Genomic DNA, 18932 nt, shown 5'->3' on the forward strand with positions numbered 1-18932 from the left:
ACGATGCTGGACACCGCGATGCTGGAGCAAAGGATCAAGGGCCTGGGCCTGGTCTGCCCGCGCTGCCACGGGGCCCTGGGCGCCAGCGCCCAGGGCTATCGCTGCCGCGTCTGCGCCAGCGACTATGCCTTCACCGACGGCTTTCCCGACCTGATCGAGGGCGAACGCTTCGATGACCCCAGCGATGACACCCTGCTGCGCTACGAGGAGCAGTCCAACGCCGACCTCACCAACAACTACTGGCAGCCGCTGTTCCGCAAGCTCTGGCCTAAAGGGCTGGCCGGCGGCCGCGAGCCGCGCCTGCTGTCGGTGGGATGCGGCACCGGCGTCGATGTCGATCTGCTGCGGGATGGCGGCTTCGACAGCGTCGGCATCGACTGCGGCAACCGCAGCAATGTCTGGCCCCGGCGCCGCCATACCGAGCGGCTGGTGATGGCCAACGGCAAGCACCTGCCCTTCGACGACAACAGCTTCGACTGCGCCTTCTGCGGCTGCGTGTTCCCGCACGTTGGCGTGGTCGGCGACACCGACATCACCGCCCCCGATGTGCATCTGCAGCGTTGCGCGATGGCGCGCGAAATGGTGCGCGTGCTCAAGCCCGGCGGCTACATCATCGTCAGCAGCCCGAACCGCTGGTTCCCGTTCGATATCTTCCATGGCCGCAAGCCAGGCCAGTACACGCCCCGCTTCAACCCGCCGAGCAGCCGCTTCCTGCTCTCGGTGGGCGACTACGAGCAGCTGTTCGCCCAGGCCGGCTGCGGCCCGGCCCAGGCCATGCCGGTGGAGAATTACTGGGGCTTCATCCGCAGCAAGCATTCGGTCAAGGGCATGGTGTTCGGCCTGCCGGTGCGCTTTGTGTTCTGGCTGGTGTCGCGGCCGGGCATGGGGTTTTTGCGCGGCTCGCCGGTCAATCCCTGGCTGGTCGTGATGATGCAGAAGACGGGGTGATGGCATGAAGCTCGCGCGCCTCCTGCTGCTGCTCTGCATGGCCTGCATGGGCAGGGTCTGGGCCGTGCCGGTGGCACTTGGCCCGGTGACCCAGTCAGCAAAGCTGGCCAACGGCGCCAGCCTGGAGCTGGGCGGCCTGGGCGGCAACCTGCGCATCGAATTCCTGTCCGGCGGCATCGTGCATGTAGCGGCCACGCCGCCCGGCGTCAGCGCCTTGAGCACGGGTGCCATGCTGGCCCAGACGCCGGCCGGCGGCCCGCTGGACTTCTTCGACGACGGCAGCAAGGTCTTTCTGCGTCAAGGGGGCTTGAGCGTCATCGTCATCAAGAACCCGCTGCAGGTGGTGGTGATGCGCGACGACGGCTCGGTGCTGTCGGCCGACCTGCCCGGCGGCATGCTGTGGGACGCCGACAGCGGCCTGGTCATTGGCGCCAAGTTCACCGCGCCGGACGAACGCTTCTTCGGCCTGGGTCTGGCCGGCGGCCCGCTGGACAGGCGCGGCCGGCTGATGCTGATGCGCAATACCGACCTGGCCGCCTACAGCGAGTTCAGCAACCCGCTGTATTCCAGCACGCCGTTCTTCTACGGCCAGCGCGACGGCAAGACGTACGGCCTCTACGTCGACAATCCCTCGACGACGCAATTCGATCTGGGCCAGCAGTGGACCGAGGTGCTGAGCATGGCCTCGCAGGCCGGCAGCCTGAGCTATTACCTGATCGCGGGGCCGACCCCGGCCGAGGTGGCCCGCGGCTTCGGCCGGCTGACCGGCAACACGCCGCTGCCGCCGCGCTGGAGCCTGGGCTATCTGCAGGCGCATTTCGGTTATGCGAGTGCCGCCGAGGTGCTGGGCCTGGCCCAGGAGTTCCGCGCCCGCAGCATCCCGGCCGACGCCTTCTTCCTTGACCTGGACTACACCGACCGGCTGTTCACGATGAGCTGGAATCCGGCCACCTTCCCCGACCCGGCGGGCTTCAACGCGCAGATGGCCGGCATGGGCTTCAAGCGCGTCAACATCCTGGAGCCGCTGTTGACGGTGTTCGATCCGCTGTGGTCCAGCTACGCCAGCGCCGGCTATTTCGCCACCGGTCCCGACGGCCAGCCCTTGATCACACCGATCTGGATGGGCGAGGTCAGCTGGGTGGACTTCACCAAGCCGGCCGCAAGGGCCGACTTCAAGTCCCGGCTGAAGAGCTTCCTTTCCACCGGCGTCAGCGGTCTGTGGGCGGACCTGAACGAGCCGGCCGCGAACCAGATGCCCTACGCCCGCTTCGATTTCAACGGTGAACCGCGGCTGGAGTACGCCACGCGCAATGTCTATGCGCTGCTGGAGGTGGCCGCCCTGCACGAGGCACTGACCGAGGCACAGCCGGGCGTGAGGCCCTTCATCGTTTCGCGCTCGGGCTTTGCCGGCATGCAGCGCTACGCCGCCAACTGGAGCGGCGACACCGACTCGACCTTCGACTCGCTGCGCGTGCAGGTGCAGATCGCCGCGGCTATGGGCCTGTCGGGCCAGAACCTGTTTGGCGCCGATGTCGGCGGCTTCCTCGGCGCGCCGAATGCCGAGTTGTTCCTGCGCTGGCTGCAGTTCGGTGTGGCCACGCCGCTGCTGCGCAACCACTCGACGAACACCTCGCCGCTGCGCGAGCCCTGGCGCTATGGCGAGCCCTACACGGCGGTGGCCAAGGCGACGATCGAATGGCGCTACCGGCTGATGCCCTATCTCTACGGCCTGTTCGTCCAGGCCGAGCGCGACAGCCAGCCGGTGCTGGCGCCGACCTTCTTCCATTTCCCCGACGACCCGGCCACGCACACACAGGACGGCGAGTACCTGCTGGGGCCGTCGCTGCTGGTGGCGCCGGTGTTCACCGAGGCGGCGACGACGCGCTCTTTGTATCTTCCAGCTGGAGTTGCCTGGTTCGACTACAACACCGATCAACGTCACAGCGGCGGTCAACAGGTTCAGGTGGCCGCGCCGCTGCATCAGCTGCCGATGTTTGTGAGGGCCGGCAGCATCGTGCCCATGGGGCCGGTGCGGCAGTTCGCCGATCAACTGGTGGACGAGATGCTGTTGCTGGACATCTTCCCCGGCGCCGACGCCAGCTTCACCCTGCATGACGACGATGGGGTGACGACGGCCTATCGCGGCGGCGCCTACCTGGACAGCCTGCTGAGCTGGACCGAGGGCAGCAGCTTTGCGCAGCTGGATGTCAGCCGCGCTGGTGGGACCTTGGCGCCTATGAGCCGCGTCTGGTGGCTCCAGGTGAGGGCTTGGGGAGCGCAGCCCCCGGCCCGGGTGCTGGCCGATGGCACGCTGCTCGCTCATGCCGCCAGCCCAGCCGCCATGGGCGAGGCAGGGGCCTGGTTTCATGATGCCGCCAGCGGCCGGCTGCTGGTGCGTCTGCCCGGGCGCGGACCGGTGCAATCACTGCGCGTGGAGCGCTGAACCCGACGAACCATGACACAACATCCCTCAAGCATCATCGCCGCCTTGCTGCTGAGCGCCGCCAGCCTGCTGGCCGGCTGCGTGACCACCGCCCAGAACGTGGGCCAGCGCGCCATCCCCGCCGCCACCTATATGGCCCAGGATAGCGACGGCAAGAAGATCGAAGGTGGCAGCCTCAGCTACCAGCTGCAGCCCGGCGACCAGATCGACATCAAGTTCTATTACAACCCCGAGCTGAACGAACAGGCCCTGGTCGGCCCCGACGGCCGCATTGCGCTGCAGCTGATTGGTGAGTTGAATGTGAGTGGCCTGTCGACTCAAGCGCTGTCCGATGAGCTGACCAAGCGCTACGGCAAGACCTTGCGCCAACCGCAGGCCACGGTGATCTTGCGCAAGTACGCGCTGGCCCGGGTGTTCGTCTCCGGCGAAGTCAACGCACCATCGGCCCACGCACTGGATGCCGGGCCGATCACCGCCTTGCAGGCCATCGTGCAGAGCGGTGGCTTCCGCAAGGGTGCGGAGCGCAGCAATGTGGTGGTGCTGCGCAACTCGGCCAGCGGCCAGCCGGTGTTCATCAAGCTCGATATGCAGGGGCATCTGGAGCAGGCGGTGCAGGCCGACATCCTGCTGCGGCCCTATGACATCGTGTTCGTGCCGCAAAAGCGCATCGCCGAGGTGGCCGAGTTCTTCGAGGAGTACATCAACAAGATCGTGCCCCTGTACCGGAACATGGGCTTCTACTTCAACTACGACCTGCGCGACAAGGTCGAGGTCAGGACATCGCCATGACGACGTCAGCGGCAATAAAGGAGCCGGTGCTGGTACTCGGCGGTGCCGGCTTCATAGGCTCGTCCATCGTGCGCGCGCTGGTGGCGCAGGGCCTGCGGCCACGCGTGCTGACCCGGCCCAGCCGCTCGATCGCCAACCTGCGCGACATCCTCGACCGCATCGAGCTGATACACGGCGACTTCATGGACGACACGGTGCTGCGGGTGGCGATGAAGGGCGTGCACACGGTCTATCACCTGATCACCACCACCTTTCCGAATATGGTGATCGAAAGCAGCAACTACGACCTGCTGTCGAATCTGCTGCCGACGATACGCATGCTGGAGATTGCCCGTGAGAGCGGTGCCTGCCGCATCGTCTATGCCTCGTCGGGCGGCACGATCTACGGCGAACCGCAGCAGCTGCCGATTCCCGAGAGCCACCCGCTGGCGCCGAAGTCGGCCTATGGCCAGAGCAAGCTGACCATCGAGAACTACCTCAGCTTCTATGGCCGCACGACGCCGCTGGAGGTCAGCATCCTGCGCCTGTCGAACCCCTATGGCCCGCAGCAGAACCCGTTCGGCAACCAGGGCCTGATCGCGGTGGCGATGGGCTGCCTGCTCGACGGCCGGCCGCTGAAGGTGTTCGGCGAGGGCACGGCGGTGCGCGACTACATCTTCATCGACGATGTGGTGGACGCCCTGCTGCGCGCCAGCGTGGCCGCGCCCGATGTGCTGAACATCTCCTACGGGGAGGGTCGCAGCGTGATGCAGGTGCTGGAGGCGGTGGAGCGTGTCAGCGGCCGCAAGCTCAACCGCGTGCAACTGCCCGACCGGCGCGGCGACGTCAGCGTCAATGTGCTGGACAACGCCCGGGCCAGGTCTCGCCTGGGCTGGGCGCCGAGCTGCGGCTTCGAGGATGGCGTGGCGCGGACCTGGGCCGCCTTCCGCGCGGCCTGACTTGAATGAATGGACCGAGCATGAAGAGCACAAGCCAATTTGGTCGTCTGATGCTGTTGCTGGTCCTGCTGGTGATGGCCGCGGCCTGCCGCGCCCAGCTGCCGCCGGGCACCAATGTGTTCTTCCTCGACCTCGATCAAGACTCCTACGGCGACCCCAATCAGCCCTATCTGTTCTACGGCAAGGTGCCGCCCAGCCGCATGTTCGTGCCCTGGGGCAACGACCCGGACGACCTCAACCCCATGGTCTTCCCGCTGCCCCGGCCCAAGGGCGCGCGGCTGATCGCCCAGGAGCTCGATCTGCTGAGCGCCGCCGGCCTGCCGGAGCGGCTGCTGGCCGCGCGCGAGCTGGGCGCGCAGAGCCTGTTCGTCGCGCTGCGCTGGAGCGAGCTGGAGCCAGGCGGCAACGGCTACTCCGCGCCGCTGCTGCAGGCGCTGGGCGCGCTCTCCCAGGCCCTGCCCGGCACCGGCATCAAGCTGGTGCTGAGCCTGGACCTGGTCGATGGCCTTGCGCTGACCCTGCCCGCCGATCTGAAGGCGGCCGTCGAGGCCGATGTCGCGGCGCTGGGCTCGCCCGCCACCGTGGCCCGCGCCGCGGCGGCGCTGGCCCGTATCAAGACGGCCCTGGGACCGCAGACTGTGCTGGCCTTGCGCCTGGGCAACGAGGTCGACCGCTATCTGCCGGGGCAGGGTGCGCCGGCCTTTGGTGCCGCCTACGTCCAGCTGCTGCGCCAGCTGCGCCCGCAGGCGCGCGCGGTCTGGGGGCCGTCGCTGGCGTTGGGCGTGTCGGGCTCGCTGCTGGGCAGCCTGCAGGAGCCCGGGCGCTCGCTGATGCAGACCCTGCAACAGGAGGGCGACTGGGTGATGGCCCGCTTCGCCCCGGCCGAGGCCGGGGTGCTTGATCCGCGCGGCATCCGCATGATGGTCGAGTACCTGGTCGCCGCGGCCGGCGGCAAGCCGCTGGCCCTGCTGCCCATGGCCTATGCATCGGACGAGACGCTGGGCAGTTCCGAGGTGCTGCAAAGCCAGTTCCTGCGAGCCTTCTTCGATACCTGGGATGCCTATGCGGACCAGATCCCGCTGGTCGCCGTGTCGGCCCTTGATGACGCGACCGACGCCGGTCTGTCGCCGGCACAGCGCAGCTACGGCTTTCGCAATGCCGACCGTAGTGTCAGGGCCAGCTATGGCGCGCTGCGCCATCTGAGCTTCGACCGCGGCTGGTGGGCACTGCCCATGCCGGCCAGCCGCAAATTCCATATGGGCTTCACGACCACGCCTTACGACACGCCTGCCGATGCCGCCGGCCAGGCCGAGGTGGCCCGCTATATCGATGACAAGCTGGCCCGGCACGGCGATCTGGTGGCCCTGCACATGGACGGCGGCGTGCCCTGGATGGAGGCGCTGCTGGACCCGTTCCAGACCTACGACCCGCCCTACCCGGGCTCGGTGCTGGGCACCTGGCGCAACTACCGGGCGCGGCTGCAGCCTGGCAAGAAGCTGCTGGTGTCGATCAACCCGCTGGGCATACCCCGCGAGCTGCTGGCGCCGCTGTGGGGCTATGGCGAGGGCTTCAGCTACACCAGCGACTTCCAGCGTGTGCCCAACGGCATCTGGCATGACGGTGAGCGCCGCCTGCCGCCGCCGCCGTTCGACAAGCTCAGCTTTGATGCCACCGAGGTCAAATGGGCCTACCTGAAGTACGCGATACGCGCGCTGGACTACTTCAAGCCCGACTATCTGTGCTTTGCCATCGAGGTCAGCGCCACCGATGTGGCCAGCGCCGAGGCCTTCCAGCGCTATCTGGAGCTGCACCGCTTTGTGTTCGAGCAGCTGAAGAAGCTGCCGGCGGCGCAGAACACCAAGCTCTTCGTCTCCTTCTCGGCCACCTCCTTCATGACCGACGAGTTCGGCCATCTGATCGGCCCGCCTTACGACGAGGGCGGCTCGCCGTACAAATACGACGAGATGGCCCCCGGCATTCGCCAGCGGCTCAAGGAGGGGGTGCAAAGCCTGCTGCCCTATCTGGACCTGGTGGGCCTGTCCTACTACCCGCACTACGGCAAGTACAACGCCTACACGCTGAATCCGGCGGCGCTGACCTCGATGCACCGCTTTCTGCTCGAGGCCGGCGTGCCCGACAGCATGCCGCTGGCCGTCACCGAGAGCGGCTATCCGGCCGATCCCTATCTGATCGACGGCACGCTTTTCGCGGCCTCGGCTGACAAACAGCAAAGACACCTCGAATTGATGTTCTATGAGTTGAGCAAGCTGCCCAATCCGGTGGAGTTCGTGGTGAACTATGCAGTGCGGGATATCGATCTGCATTGGCAGCGCCTGGTCGAGGAGGCCGAGAATCCGCGCTTCGTCGAGTTCTACAAATACTTCCGTGACCTGGGTCTCTACGATGGCGCCGGCGTGGCCCGGCCCTCGCTGGACACCTGGACCCGGTATTTCCAATTGCCGCTTGTGCCCAGTCCTGTGCCCTGAATGACTGCAGACCTGACCCCAGCCGAGGCCGCCCGCCTGGCCCTGCAATGCCTGGACCTGACCAGCCTCAATGACGGAGACACCGATGCTGACGTCGATGCCCTGTGCCGACGCGCGCAGAGCCCCTTCGGCCCGGTCGCCGCCGTCTGCGTCTGGCCGCGTTTTGTCGGCCGGGCTCGGGGCCTGCTGCCGGCCGGCATCCGTGTCGCGGCGGTCGCCAACTTTCCCGCCGGTGAGCTTGACCTGCCGCCGGCCCTGGCCGAGGTGCGGACCATTGCCGAAGCGGGTGGCGACGAGGTCGATGTGGTGCTGCCCTACCGGGCACTGAAGCAGGGGCAGGTGGCGGCCTGCGCTGACTTCCTGGCCGCCGTGCGCCAGGCCAGCCGGCCGCTGACGCTCAAGGTCATCATCGAAAGCGGCGAGCTGGCCACCCCGGCCTTGATCGCCCAGGCGACGCGGCTGGCGCTCGCCGCGGGTGCCGATTTCGTCAAGACAAGCACGGGCAAGACCCGCGTCTCGGCCACGCCGGAGGCGGCCGCCGTGATGCTGACGGAGATCGTTGCCGGTGGTTTCGACAAGGTCGGCTTCAAGGCCTCCGGCGGCTTGCGCACGGTGGCCGATGCGACGGTCTACCTGCTTCTGGCGGCGCAGCACCTCGGAACCTCGGCCCTGAACCCGCAACGGCTGCGCTTCGGCGCCAGTGGCCTGCTCACGGCTGTCGAGGCGCAGTTGTCGGGGCGCGCGTCAACGGGCGCGGCCAGCGGCTACTGACGTGCTGGCCCAGGAGATCATCCGCCTCAAGCGCGACGGCCGGCGCCTGAGCTCAGCCCAGATCGAATGCTTTGTGCGGGGCCTGGGTGACGACAGCTGGAGCGAGGCGCAGATCGCTGCCTTCGCGATGGCCGTCTGCCTGCGCGGCATGCAGCGCGATGAATGTGTGGCACTGACCACGGCGATGTTGCAGTCCGGGCGTGTCATTGCCTGGCCGGATCTGCCGGGCCCGGTGCTGGACAAGCATTCGACCGGCGGCGTCGGCGACAAGGTCAGCCTGCTGTTGCCGGCCATGGTGGCGGCCTGCGGCGGCTTCGTGCCTATGGTGTCCGGCCGTGGCCTGGGTCATACCGGCGGCACCTGCGACAAGCTGTCGGCCATTCCCGGCTACGAGCTTGCGCCCGGCACCGGGCGCTTCGAGCGAGTGGTGCGCGAGGTCGGTTGCGCGGTGACGGCAACCGGTGCAGACCTGGCCCCTGCCGACTCGCGGCTCTATGCGATCCGGGACCAGACATCGACCATCGAGAGCCTGCCCCTGATCACCGCCAGCATCCTGTCCAAGAAGCTCGCCTCCGGTCTGCAGGGCCTGGTGATGGACGTGAAGTTCGGCAACGGCGCCTTCTGCGAGACCTTGCCTGCCGCGCAGGAGCTGGCTCAGAGCCTGGTCGAGGTGGCCGGTGGCGCCGGCCTGCCGACGCGGGCGCTGATCAGCGACATGAACCAGGTGCTGGGCCGGACGGTGGGCAATGGCCTGGAGGTCATCGAGGCGCTGGACTATCTCACGGGTCGGGCGCGCGAGCCACGGCTGCATGAACTGACCCTTGCACTGGGCGCAGAGATGCTCATGCTGGGTGGACTTGCCGGTGAGCGCGATGCGGCGCGCCTGAAGCTGCAGGCCGCGCTGGACAGTGGCGCCGCAGCCGAGCGGTTTGCCCGCATGGTCGCGGCGCTGGGCGGGCCCGTCGATCTGCTCGAGCAACCCCGGTGCGGGCTCGCCGCCGCGCCGGTAGCCCTGGAAGTGCTTGCATCCCGCGCTGGCCGGTTGACCGCGATGCAGACGCGCGAGATCGGTCTGTTGGTGCTGGAGCTCGGCGGCGGACGGCGACGGGCCGACGACCCCATCGACACACGCGTCGGCCTCAGCGAGCTGCGCGCGCTGGGGGAGACGCTGCGGGCCGGCGAGCCACTGGCCAGGGTCCACGCGGCCGACCTTGCCGCAGCCCAGGTCGCCGGGGCCCGGTTGCAGGCCGCCTGCACGTTGAGCGAACCCGGCGCGGCCTGGCAGGGCGCGCCGGTGGTGAACGAGCGCTGCGGCTAGGCTCCTAAGGACGAAGCTTGCTCGCGTCGCTTCGCCACTGCACCGAGCAGGCCCAGCCCTGCCAACAGCATGGCCCAGGTCTCGGGCTCCGGTACAGCCTGCGTGATCACCGACACATTCCCGAACAACGAGGCGCCCATGCCCTCGTAGTTGGGGCCGCGGAACACCAGGCCGGTGATGGTGTCGCCGGACGAGTCCACCTGCCGTGTCACGTTCAGTCCGGGGCCGCTGACATTGATGTCGATCTTGCTGGACGCCCGGTTCCAGGTCATGGTGGTCTGGTAGGTGGCGCCGGGCACATAGTCGGCCACCTCGGTGCCGCGGCCAAGGTCGCCAATCAAGATCATCGTGTAGGCGTTGTTGAAATTTGCCGTGTAGGGCTTGCCCATGTCCCAGATCACATTGCCCTCGGCTCCGCATGCGGTGCAGCTACGGCGCACAAAGAGCCAGCCCGGCGACACAAAGCCCGGCTCGTAAGGCCCCGGAGCATAGCTGGAGGTGGTGAAGCTGCTGCTGACCGTCAAGCCTTGGTCGGGAGCGACGCTGAACTCATAGATCAACTCGTTGCTCGCGTTGTTGGTGCCGGCGACGAACTGCATGTCGCCCCACTCGCTCTGCGGCACGATGGTCGTCGCCGCTTGGGCGGTAGGCAGGGTACTGGCCAGAAGGGCCAGGGCAACAGCGAGGCTGGAGGAACGCATCATGGAGAGTCTCCGCGAGTTGAGGATCGGCTTGGACGGTCCGGCGGTTTGTGTCCGTCAGGCTGTCCCTTTGCTTCCAGACTAAGTCTGTGCCCTGAGCCGGTCAACGCGGCATCGTCCGCATCTTGACGTGGATCAGTGAGCCCCCCTCATGCGCGGGGGGCAGCGGCGCGATCACAACAGTCCCTGTTCAGCCTCCGACGTCGCGCTGATAGGGCGGCAGCCTGGCGCCGCAGTCGCGGCAGAAGCGGGCCTCGGGCAGGTGGCCCTCGCTGAGGCACTCATGGCAGCTGCGCGTGGTGGCGGGCCGTCCCTGCCGGTGCGCCGTCATTTCGGCGGTGACGATGCCGGTGGGCACGGCCAGCACACCCCAGCCCAGCAGCATCATCACCGAGGCGATGGCTCGGCCGAGGTCGGTCTTCGGCGCGATGTCGCCGAAACCCACCGTGGTCATGGTCGAGATCGCCCAGTAGATGCTGGTCGGTATGCTGGTGTAGCCATTGCCCGGCCCCTCAATCACATACATCAGCGTGCCCATGATGACCACCAGCATCAGCACCACCGACAGAAAGACCTGGATCTTGCGCGCGCTGGCGCGCAGCGCCTGGGTCAGCACACCGATCTCGGTCACATAGGCGCTGAGCTTGAAGACGCGGAACACGCGCAGCAGCCGCAGCACGCGCACGTCCACCAGCGCATAGAGCTCGGGTGCGAACAGAGCCAGATAGGTGGGCAGTACGGCCAGCAGATCGACCACGCCGTAAAAGCTGCGCGCATAGCGCCAGGGGTTGCGCACACAGGCCAGGCGCAGCAGGTACTCGATCGTGAAGATGGCGGTGAAAAGGTACTCGACCCAGACCAGGCCCGGGCCGAAACGGGCCTTGACCGCGGCCACGCTCTCCAGCATCACCAATGCGATGCTCAGCAGCACCAGGACGATCAGGGCCACATCGAAGTTGCGACCCGCGCGGGTGTCGGCCTCGAAGATGATGGTGTACAGGCGCAGTCGCCAGCCGGCCAGCGGGCGGCCCAGGCGTTCGGCCTGGTGGGCGGCGAGCTGGCTCGCTTCGCGGTGGGCGGCGGGGGAGGGCGGCTTGGCCATGGTGTCGGGCGCAGTGGGGGAGTGGCCCCGAATGTAGCCTCAAGCGGGCCTGCGGATGATCCCGATTGCCGGCGCGGGCCCGGCATGGCGATACTGTGTCGGGCTGCGCGATGGCAGCCGGCCTTGGAGGACTGTTGCATGAGCTTGTTCGGCACCCGCAAACATTCGTGGCCCATACGCCTGCTGGGCGCGGCCTTGCTGTCGCTTGGCCTGGCCGGAGCCGGCCAGGCCAAGACCCTGCGCCTGGCCAGCGGCTTCGACCCGCAGAGCATGGACCCCCATGCGCTGGCCCTGCTCTATCAGTCACGGGTGCTGACCCAGGTCTATGAGAATCTGGTCGGCCGCGACCAGCAGTACCAGCTGGAGCCTGGGCTGGCCCTGTCGTGGGCGCCTGTGGACAGCAAGACCTGGCGCTTCAAGCTGCGGCCCAATGTCAAGTTCCACGACGGCTCGTCCTTCAGCGCCGATGACGCGGTGTTCTCGATCGAACGGGCCCTGGCGCCGAACTCGCAGCGTGCGCCGCAGATGCTGGGCATCAAGGGCGCGCGCAAGGTCGATGCGCTGACCATCGATGTGCTGCTGGAGGCCCCCGACGCCATGCTGCCGCACAAGTTCTGGCTGGTGGCGATGATGAGCAAGGCTTGGTGCGAGAAGCACAACGTCACCCGTCCGCAGGACTACAACGGCAAGCAGGAAACCTATGCCGTGCGCAATGCCAATGGCACCGGCCCCTATCAGCTGAAGAGCTACGAATCCGATGTGCGCCTGGTGCTGACGGCCCATCCGCAGTGGTGGGGGCAGCGCGGCGATGTCGATGAAGCCATCTACACGGTGATCGGATCCGATGCCACCAGGCTGGCGGCGCTCAACTCCGGCCAGGTCGATTTCGTCATCGATCCGCCGTTCCAGGACGTGCAGCGGCTGCAGCAGGACCGGCAGCTGAAGATGGCCACCACCACCGACATCGGCACCCAGTATCTGGCCTTCGACCAGCACCGTGACGAGCTGCAGGTCAGCGACATCAAGGGCCGCAACCCCTTCAAGGACATTCGCGTGCGCCGTGCCGTCTACCAGGCGATCGACATCGACCTGATCATCAGGCAGGTGCTGCGTGGTCAGGCCACGGCCACCGGCTCCTTCATCTCGAAACTGCTTGATGGCCATGTACCGGAGCTGGAGAAGCGCCTGCCCTATGACCCGGCGGCGGCGCGCGCGCTGCTCACCGAGGCCGGCTACCCGAACGGTTTCAGCACCAATCTGGATTGCGTCAATGCCACCTACCGCGCAGCGGTCTGTCAGTCGGTGGCCAGCATGCTGGCGCGGGTGGGCATCAAGATCAATTTCGTCGCCTCGCCCAGCTCCACCTTCTTCCCCAAGCTGACCCAGGCCACCGGCAACTTCGTCGAGTTCGGCTGGTCACCGGGCAGCGACCCCTGGAATGTCTTCAATGTGCTGTTGCGCAGCAAGGACGGCGGCGGCAGCAATGGCGCCTTCAATGCCGGGCGCTACAGCAATGCCAGGCTGGACGCGGTCGTCGACGCCATGCGCATCGAGCCTGACCTGACGCGCCGCCGCCAGATGGTCGGCGAGGCGCTGGCCATCGTCCATGCCGAGCTGCCGGTGATTCCGTTGTACCGCCGCTCGCTGAACTGGGTGATGCGCTCCAATATCAGCGTGGTGCAGTGGCCCAATGACATTCTCGAGCTGAGGTGGGTCAAGATCTCCTGAATCTGCTGCTACGCTGCTGCGGTGGTCTCAGCCGACTTCCGTGTCAACGACAACCGTGCAGCTCTCTGCCCCCGCTCCCGTAGGCCTGGTTTGGCCGAACCGCTTGGCCAACCCCAGGCTGAACCGGTGCGTCACCCTGGCTGTGCTGTTGCACATCCTGCTGGTGCTGGTGTTTGGCAGTGCGCCGGGTGGCACGGCGCGGCCGGGCGAGGGGGTCTGGGGTTCGCTGAATGTCAGCCTGATCGGGCCCCGCACCGAGCCGGGCTCCGGGCCGCCCAGCGTCCCCACCGTTGATGCCGGCGCGGTTGGCGCCGCCGCGACGCAGCGCTTCGGCGGCGTGGTGCGCGAGGAGAACGAGGCGCCGCGGCCCAACATGCCCGGCGCGGCGCGTCAGGGTAACTGGAATGCCCGGCAGGGCGAAAAGCTGATCGGGGAGGTTGCCGAACCGAAGGCGAGCGTGGTTCAACCGAAGGTGAGCGATAGTGCGGCGCCCGAGGTGCCCGTCACCGAGATCCCGCCCCCTGTGCCGACCGAGGAACCGGCGCCGCCGCCACCACCGGCCCCGGTGCTGCGCACCTTGAAGCAGGCGCCGACACAGGAAGTTCAGCGCCAGGCCAGCCCGGCCCGGCCGGCAGCTGAGCCAAGCGCCGTGTCGTCGGCGTTGGCACCATCGCTGGCCGAGGCCGAGCCGGTCAAGCCACTGGCCCCGCTGGTGTTGCCGGCGCCCGCGCCGGTGTTGAGAAGCTTGACAGCGGCGCCGCTGCCCGTGGCCACGGCCGAGCCGGACCGGCAGCCACAGCTCAGCCGGCTGACGCCCGAACCGAGTGCCGCCGCGCTGGAGCCCATGCAGCGGATGGAACAACCGGTCGAAGCGGCGCGACCGGCTCCCGAAGCCGTTCCGACCCCGGCAGCGACCCCGGCTGCAAGCCCGGCGGCTGCGTCGGCCGAGCCGGTGCGCACGGTGGCGCCGGAGCGCCTGCCCAGCATGGCGCCCGAGCGCGGCACAGCCACGCAGGCGCCGCCATCAGCGGTGGCCGCCCCCTCGCTAGCCCCCGTCGTCGGTGCACCTGATGCAGGCGCGCGCATCGGCCGCGATGTGGCCACGGCGCCTTCGACCCCAGCCAGCGCACCGCGGCCGGCGCTGAATCTGTCGCTGCCGCGCGGTGGCGAGCTGTCCAGCCAGGGCACGCGCGGGGTGCTGCAGCTGCTGCCGCGCCCGCCCGACGTCAAGTCCAAGCTCAGCGAGAGCATAGAGAAGGCGGCCCAGGCCGATTGCCGCAAGGCCTATAGCGAACAGGGGCTGCTGGCGGTGATTCCGCTGGTGCGCGATGCCGCCAGGGACAAGGGCTGCCGCTGGTGAGTCAGCCCAGCGGCTTCTCGAAGCAGACGCTGGTCGGGTCACCGATATAGGGGCCGAAAGGGTCGATGCGGCTGTAGCCGGCGGCCTCGTACAGGGCCATGGCCGGCTGCTGGCGGTAGCCGGTCTCCAGCCTCAGCGTGCGAAAGCCCAGCTCGCGCGCCTGCTGCTCCAGCTGCCGCAGCAGGGCCTGGGCCAGACCGCCACGGCGCGCCGTCTTCAGCACATACATGCGCCGCACCTCGCCGATGGTGGTGGTCGCCGGGTCCCCCAGCGGCTGGATGGCACCGCAGGCCACGCAGGCCTCACCCTGCCAGGCCAGCAGATAGACGCTGCGCGGGCCCAGCGGCGCGTTCGTGGCCATCGGTGCATCGGGTGAGAACAATTCGGGGTAGAGCCCGCGCGCCTCCAGCGCCGCCTCATGCAGCAGGCCCATGGCGGCCTCGCCCCGGGGGTCGCAGGCTTCAAATCGGATCGACGCTTGGCTCATCATCGGCAGGGCGGGGAAGGTCTAGTCACAAAGCCCGGCAGCTTGCCAAAATCCGTGCCGACCCGCCAGCGGCTTTACCTTGAGGAGCCGTTCGACTGTTTGTCCGGCGCCACGTTCACGCTGTCCGGGAAGGTGCGGAACAGCTGCGGATGCTCTCGCCCGTACAGGCCCTGGGCTTGGTCGTGTGGCAGATTCAGAAATTGCTTGTAACCCGGCACCCGCATATAGCCCAGGCCAACGACGAACAGGCCCATGCCGAACAACAGATAGACCTGGTCCACATGCCAGCGCATCAGGCCCAGGCCGGCAAGACCCGGCCCCAGGGTGCCGGCCACCTGCATCACCATCATATTGACAGCTGTCATGCGGGCGCGGAAGTCGGGCGGCATGGCCAGCATGCGGTGGGTATGGCCGACCATGGTGACGGTGGCAATGCACAGGCCGAAGCCGGTGAAGGCCAGCACCATCAGCCAGGGCTGGTGGGTCAGGCCCATCACCGCCAGGCACAGGCCCTCGCCGAGGATGGAGCCGAAGCTGGCATTGAAGCGGCCCACTCGGTCGGCAATCCGGGTCGACAGGCCCAGCGAGCCGATCAGCATGCCCGCCGACAGCCCGGCCTCGCAGGCGCCCAGCCAGGCGCCCGACAGGCCCAGCGACTGCACCTTCAGCGGCACCAGCATGCCTACGCCGGGTACGAAGAACACCATCACCAGAAAGGACACGAAGCTCCAGCCCCGTTCCATCGGGATCTGCCACTTCGCGGCCAGGCCGGCGCGCAGATCGCGCATCCAGGCCGCGCGGCTGTGGCGCCGCACCGGCTTGGTCGGCGTCTCGATGCGCGAGGCCAGGGCCGTGGCCGGCACCATCAGCGCGACCAGCAGCCACAGGGCAAAGGCGGTGTCGGCCGCGGCCAGCGCCGCGCCGCCCAGCACCGGGCCGATCAACCGGCCGATCGCCTGGGCGCTCTTCTGGTAACCCAGGCCCTCGGTCAGCTGATCGGGTGGCAGCAGCTCGGCGGCGATGCTGAACGAGGCCGGCATGATCACCGCCATCGCCACCACCGAGATGATCTGCAGGCCGATGATCAGGGCCACGTGGTAGATGCCGGCCTGGGCCAGCGCGGCCAGTGCGATGCTCTCGACCAGCATCGCCGCCATGCCGACGGTGATCAACGTGCGCTTGGAATAGCGGTCACCCAGTGGCGACAGCAGGGGCAGGGCGACGAAGGAGACCAGGGCCAGCAGGGCGGCATACAGGGCCAGGTCTTGCGCGCCACCCTCGTGGGCCACCCACCAGGGAACGGCCACATGGCTGACCATCAGTGACAGCAGCATCAAGACGTCGCTGATCAGCAGCAGGCGGAAAGGGCGACCGAGCGCCTGCAGGCGCGCGCGTGCGGTACTCAGCATTCAGGCCCTCAGCGGCGAAAGCTCGGCCGGCCAGTTCGGGTTGATCAGGGCCGTCAGCACATGGTCACGCCAGCCGCCATCAATGAACAAATAGTTCTTCGACAGGCCCTCGACGGCAAAGCCCAGGCGCTCCAGCACCCGGCCACTGCGCCGGTTCTCGGGCCGGTAGGCGGCTTGAAGCCGGTGCAGCCAGACGGCAGGCCCGAACATCTCGGCCACCAGCGCCGCCAGCGCCTCGTGCATCAGGCCCTTGCCCTGGGCCCGCTCATCCAGCGCATAGCCCAGCATCGCGCTCTGGAAGGCATGGCGCGAGACCTGGGACACATGGCATTGGCCGAGGATGCGCCCGGGTTCGCCGGCCGGCGTGATCCAGTAGCGGTAGGCGCTGCCGGCCTCGAAGGCCTCGGCGCCCGCCTGCAGCCGCGCGGCGATCGCCTCCTCGTCGTAGAAGTCCTCGGGCAGCGGCGGATCCCAGGGCGCGAAGTGCGCGGCATTGCACTGATAGAAGTCCAGCACCGCGGGCGCCAGCGCGGGGGAGGGCGCGCGCAGCATCAGACGCGGCGTGTGCATCTGGGTCTGTGCGGCGCTCATGGCGCGACCTGCAGCTGACTGTTCAAGAAGGCCATCAAGCGCTCGCGGGAGCGCAGCAGGGCTTGAGGGTTGCCACCCACGTGCACCCCCTGGCCGGGGTTTATGCCGTTGGGCACATCGGTGCGCAGGCGCAGCGGTGCTTCGCCGTCGAAGCCGTGGTACGCGCCGGCCATCACCTCGATCAGCGGCCTCGGCTCGGCGCTGGCCTCGGCCAAGGCCTGGCAGGGTTGGGGCGGCGTCCAGTCGTCCAGTGCGCCGACCAGCATCAGCAGCGGCGCGCTCGGTGCATAACCGCGCTTCAGATCGGTCTCGCAGCCGGGATAGAAGGCCACCAGCGCCCTGGGCCGGACGGGGGCGGAACGCACCGCCTCGGTCAACAGATTGCTGGCCGCCAGCACCGTGCTGCCGCCGTTGGACCAACCCAGCAGCACCAGACGCCGGGCATCGACATCGGGCCGCTGCGCCAGCCATTGCAGGGCGCCCAGCGCGTCGAGCCGGCGATTGCGCATGGTCACGGCGCGGGTGCCGTTCTTTTGCGTGCACAGCTCCTTTTCACCGCGGGGCGTCAGCGAGTCCAGCATCAGCGCGTGCCAGCCGGCCTCATTGAACAGCACGGCATAGTCCTTGGTGCGGGCCGACAACTGCTTCTTGCTTCGGTTTTCGTAAGGCCCGCCGCAGCCATGCAGCATCACGATCGCCGGCTTCGGCCCAGCGCCCTCGGCGGCGAACCACTGGCCGAGCAGCGGGATGGCCTCGCCGCCGCGCAACTCCAGGCTGGGCACGCTGAGCGGCTGCTGGGCCTGGGCGGCACCGAGCGCCAGAGCGGCAGCGAAGGCCAGGCATTTGGGCAAGTACAGCAGATCCGGCATGGCGCGAAAGGGGGTTGGCAGCCGCACATCCTAGCGGCCTTTGCACGCACCGTGTGCGAGGACCGGGCACCGCAATGCCCCAGTCCGGCCCTGGGTCTTTATTCTCGAACGTACCGAAGTTTCAGTAATTACTGAAAATACGCAACAGTTTGATCCTATGCAAAGACAAGAGGTAGCGCGTATGCAAGGCATGAGTCCGCTGGTACGGAGTTTCGTCGCCCACTTCGGCGAGATGGGCAGCCGCTGGGGCATCAACCGCACGGTGGGGCAGATCTATGCGCTGATTTATGTCTCGCAGCGGCCGCTGAATGCCGACGAGATTGCCGAGGCGTTGGAGTTCAGCCGCTCCAATCTGAGCATGGGGTTGAAGGAGCTGCAGGCCTGGCGCCTGGTCAGCCTGCGGCACATTGCCGGCGACCGGCGCGAGTATTTCGAAGCACCCTCCGACGCCTGGGACATCTTCCGCACGCTGGCCGAGGAGCGCCGCCGCCGCGAGATCGAACCCACCTTGAGCATGCTGCGCAACGCCCTGCTGGAGGAGCCCAGCACCGAGGAGGACCGCTTCGCCCAGGAGCGCATGAAGAGCATGCATGACCTGATCGAGCTGATGACGACCTGGTTCGACGATGTGCAGCGCCTGGACGCCAAGACACTGGCCCAGCTGATGAAGATGGGCGCCAAGGTGCAGAAGCTGCTGGAGTTCACCGGCGCGGTCAAGCCGGCGGCGGCCCCGAGCACGAGGAGCTGAAATGAAGCGGATCGACTTGCCTGAGGTTGGCGGCGCTTTGCGTTTCGCTGCCATGGGGTGGCAGAGGGGGTGGGGGGCCGGCCACGACGGGCTGAAGCTTGGGCCGGTCCCTTCGGACCGACCTCCAGCTTCTTTATGCCCGCCGTGGCCGGCCCCCCGCCCCCTCTGCGGATGTGCTGTTGGCTGCCAACTCCGAGACTTGCGCGAGTCTTGCGGCCTCGCGCACACCCGTTGCAGCAGGGAC

The 18932-nt window shown here is 67.9% G+C and carries 16 protein-coding genes; 10 read left to right on the top strand and 6 right to left on the bottom strand.

Annotated features, from left to right (window positions below; translation table 11 throughout):
• Positions 1-3 precede the first annotated feature (3 nt).
• From DES47_RS13815 to deoA, 7 genes are read left to right on the top strand one after another with little or no spacing between them, the layout of a single operon-like run.
• Positions 4-948, top strand: coding sequence for a class I SAM-dependent methyltransferase (locus DES47_RS13815; RefSeq protein WP_133701289.1), 945 nt, complete (start codon positions 4-6; stop codon positions 946-948).
• Between the two features lie 4 nt (positions 949-952).
• Positions 953-3391 carry a glycoside hydrolase family 31 protein gene (locus DES47_RS13820; RefSeq protein ID WP_133701290.1) on the top strand — a complete coding sequence of 813 codons (2439 nt, stop codon included), beginning with the start codon at positions 953-955 and terminating at the stop codon, positions 3389-3391.
• A gap of 12 nt (positions 3392-3403) precedes the next feature.
• The gene (locus tag DES47_RS13825) at positions 3404-4180 is read left to right on the top strand and encodes a polysaccharide biosynthesis/export family protein (protein ID WP_133701291.1); all 777 of its coding nucleotides are present in this window, start codon (positions 3404-3406) and stop codon (positions 4178-4180) included.
• Positions 4177-5118 (top strand): NAD-dependent epimerase/dehydratase family protein, encoded by a 942-nt coding sequence (locus DES47_RS13830; protein WP_133701292.1) that lies wholly within the window; start codon positions 4177-4179, stop codon positions 5116-5118. The genes DES47_RS13825 and DES47_RS13830 overlap by 4 nt, the downstream gene beginning before the upstream one ends.
• A gap of 20 nt (positions 5119-5138) precedes the next feature.
• Positions 5139-7604, top strand: coding sequence for a hypothetical protein (locus DES47_RS13835; RefSeq protein WP_133701293.1), 2466 nt, complete (start codon positions 5139-5141; stop codon positions 7602-7604).
• Positions 7605-8375 (top strand): deoxyribose-phosphate aldolase, encoded by a 771-nt coding sequence (gene deoC, locus DES47_RS13840; RefSeq protein ID WP_133701294.1) that lies wholly within the window; start codon positions 7605-7607, stop codon positions 8373-8375.
• Between the two features lies 1 nt (position 8376).
• The gene (gene deoA / locus DES47_RS13845; RefSeq protein WP_133701295.1) at positions 8377-9693 is read left to right on the top strand and encodes a thymidine phosphorylase; all 1317 of its coding nucleotides are present in this window, start codon (positions 8377-8379) and stop codon (positions 9691-9693) included.
• Here the strand turns inward: deoA and DES47_RS29320 are convergent.
• Positions 9690-10397, bottom strand: coding sequence for a PEPxxWA-CTERM sorting domain-containing protein (locus DES47_RS29320; protein ID WP_243748296.1), 708 nt, complete (start codon positions 10395-10397; stop codon positions 9690-9692). The two genes, deoA and DES47_RS29320, sit on opposite strands and share 4 nt — an antisense overlap.
• A 187-nt stretch (positions 10398-10584) precedes the next feature.
• A complete protein-coding gene (locus DES47_RS13855; protein WP_133701296.1) occupies positions 10585-11496 on the bottom strand; it encodes an ion transporter in 912 nt (303 codons plus the stop codon).
• A gap of 138 nt (positions 11497-11634) precedes the next feature.
• Between DES47_RS13855 and DES47_RS13860 the strand changes: the two genes are divergently transcribed.
• Together DES47_RS13860 and DES47_RS13865 are read left to right on the top strand one after the other, a co-directional pair.
• Positions 11635-13224, top strand: a complete 1590-nt coding sequence (locus DES47_RS13860; protein ID WP_166651990.1) for an ABC transporter substrate-binding protein — start codon at positions 11635-11637, stop codon at positions 13222-13224.
• A gap of 40 nt (positions 13225-13264) precedes the next feature.
• The gene (locus tag DES47_RS13865; protein WP_133701298.1) at positions 13265-14584 is read left to right on the top strand and encodes a hypothetical protein; all 1320 of its coding nucleotides are present in this window, start codon (positions 13265-13267) and stop codon (positions 14582-14584) included.
• A gap of 1 nt (position 14585) precedes the next feature.
• Here DES47_RS13865 and DES47_RS13870 read toward each other — a convergent pair whose 3' ends face one another.
• The 4 genes from DES47_RS13870 to DES47_RS13885 all read right to left on the bottom strand — a co-directional run bounded on the left by DES47_RS13870 (position 14586) and on the right by DES47_RS13885 (position 17967).
• Positions 14586-15017: a GNAT family N-acetyltransferase gene (locus DES47_RS13870; protein WP_208114995.1), complete on the bottom strand. Its 432-nt coding sequence runs from the start codon at positions 15015-15017 to the stop codon at positions 14586-14588.
• 128 nt (positions 15018-15145) lie between these two features.
• Positions 15146-16480, bottom strand: a complete 1335-nt coding sequence (locus tag DES47_RS13875; protein WP_133701300.1) for an MFS transporter — start codon at positions 16478-16480, stop codon at positions 15146-15148.
• Positions 16481-17071 carry a GNAT family N-acetyltransferase gene (locus DES47_RS13880; protein WP_133701301.1) on the bottom strand — a complete coding sequence of 197 codons (591 nt, stop codon included), beginning with the start codon at positions 17069-17071 and terminating at the stop codon, positions 16481-16483.
• Complete coding sequence (locus DES47_RS13885) at positions 17068-17967, bottom strand: dienelactone hydrolase family protein (RefSeq protein WP_133701302.1); 900 nt, start codon at positions 17965-17967, stop codon at positions 17068-17070. The genes DES47_RS13880 and DES47_RS13885 overlap by 4 nt, the downstream gene beginning before the upstream one ends.
• 154 nt (positions 17968-18121) lie before the next feature.
• Here DES47_RS13885 and DES47_RS13890 point away from each other — a divergent pair, with 154 nt between their 5' ends.
• Entirely contained in the window at positions 18122-18688 is a 567-nt protein-coding gene (locus tag DES47_RS13890) for a GbsR/MarR family transcriptional regulator (RefSeq protein ID WP_208114996.1), read from the top strand.
• The last annotated feature ends 244 nt before the right edge of the window (positions 18689-18932 follow it).

It is taken from the genome of Roseateles toxinivorans, assembly GCF_004362525.1.
GTDB lineage: Bacteria > Pseudomonadota > Gammaproteobacteria > Burkholderiales > Burkholderiaceae_C > Paucibacter > Paucibacter toxinivorans.

Coding starts and splice junctions, on each gene's coding strand:
- DES47_RS13820 (WP_133701290.1), top strand. CDS start 953: ATGAAGCTCGCGCGCCTCCTGCTGCTGCTCTGCATGGCCTGCATGGGC.
- DES47_RS13835 (WP_133701293.1), top strand. CDS start 5,139: ATGAAGAGCACAAGCCAATTTGGTCGTCTGATGCTGTTGCTGGTCCTG.
- DES47_RS13870 (WP_208114995.1), bottom strand. CDS start 15,017: ATGGGCCTGCTGCATGAGGCGGCGCTGGAGGCGCGCGGGCTCTACCCC.
- DES47_RS13830 (WP_133701292.1), top strand. CDS start 4,177: ATGACGACGTCAGCGGCAATAAAGGAGCCGGTGCTGGTACTCGGCGGT.
- DES47_RS13855 (WP_133701296.1), bottom strand. CDS start 11,496: ATGGCCAAGCCGCCCTCCCCCGCCGCCCACCGCGAAGCGAGCCAGCTC.
- DES47_RS13825 (WP_133701291.1), top strand. CDS start 3,404: ATGACACAACATCCCTCAAGCATCATCGCCGCCTTGCTGCTGAGCGCC.
- DES47_RS13890 (WP_208114996.1), top strand. CDS start 18,122: ATGCAAGGCATGAGTCCGCTGGTACGGAGTTTCGTCGCCCACTTCGGC.
- deoC (WP_133701294.1), top strand. CDS start 7,605: ATGACTGCAGACCTGACCCCAGCCGAGGCCGCCCGCCTGGCCCTGCAA.
- DES47_RS13815 (WP_133701289.1), top strand. CDS start 4: ATGCTGGACACCGCGATGCTGGAGCAAAGGATCAAGGGCCTGGGCCTG.
- DES47_RS29320 (WP_243748296.1), bottom strand. CDS start 10,397: ATGATGCGTTCCTCCAGCCTCGCTGTTGCCCTGGCCCTTCTGGCCAGT.
- DES47_RS13880 (WP_133701301.1), bottom strand. CDS start 17,071: ATGAGCGCCGCACAGACCCAGATGCACACGCCGCGTCTGATGCTGCGC.
- DES47_RS13875 (WP_133701300.1), bottom strand. CDS start 16,480: ATGCTGAGTACCGCACGCGCGCGCCTGCAGGCGCTCGGTCGCCCTTTC.
- DES47_RS13860 (WP_166651990.1), top strand. CDS start 11,635: ATGAGCTTGTTCGGCACCCGCAAACATTCGTGGCCCATACGCCTGCTG.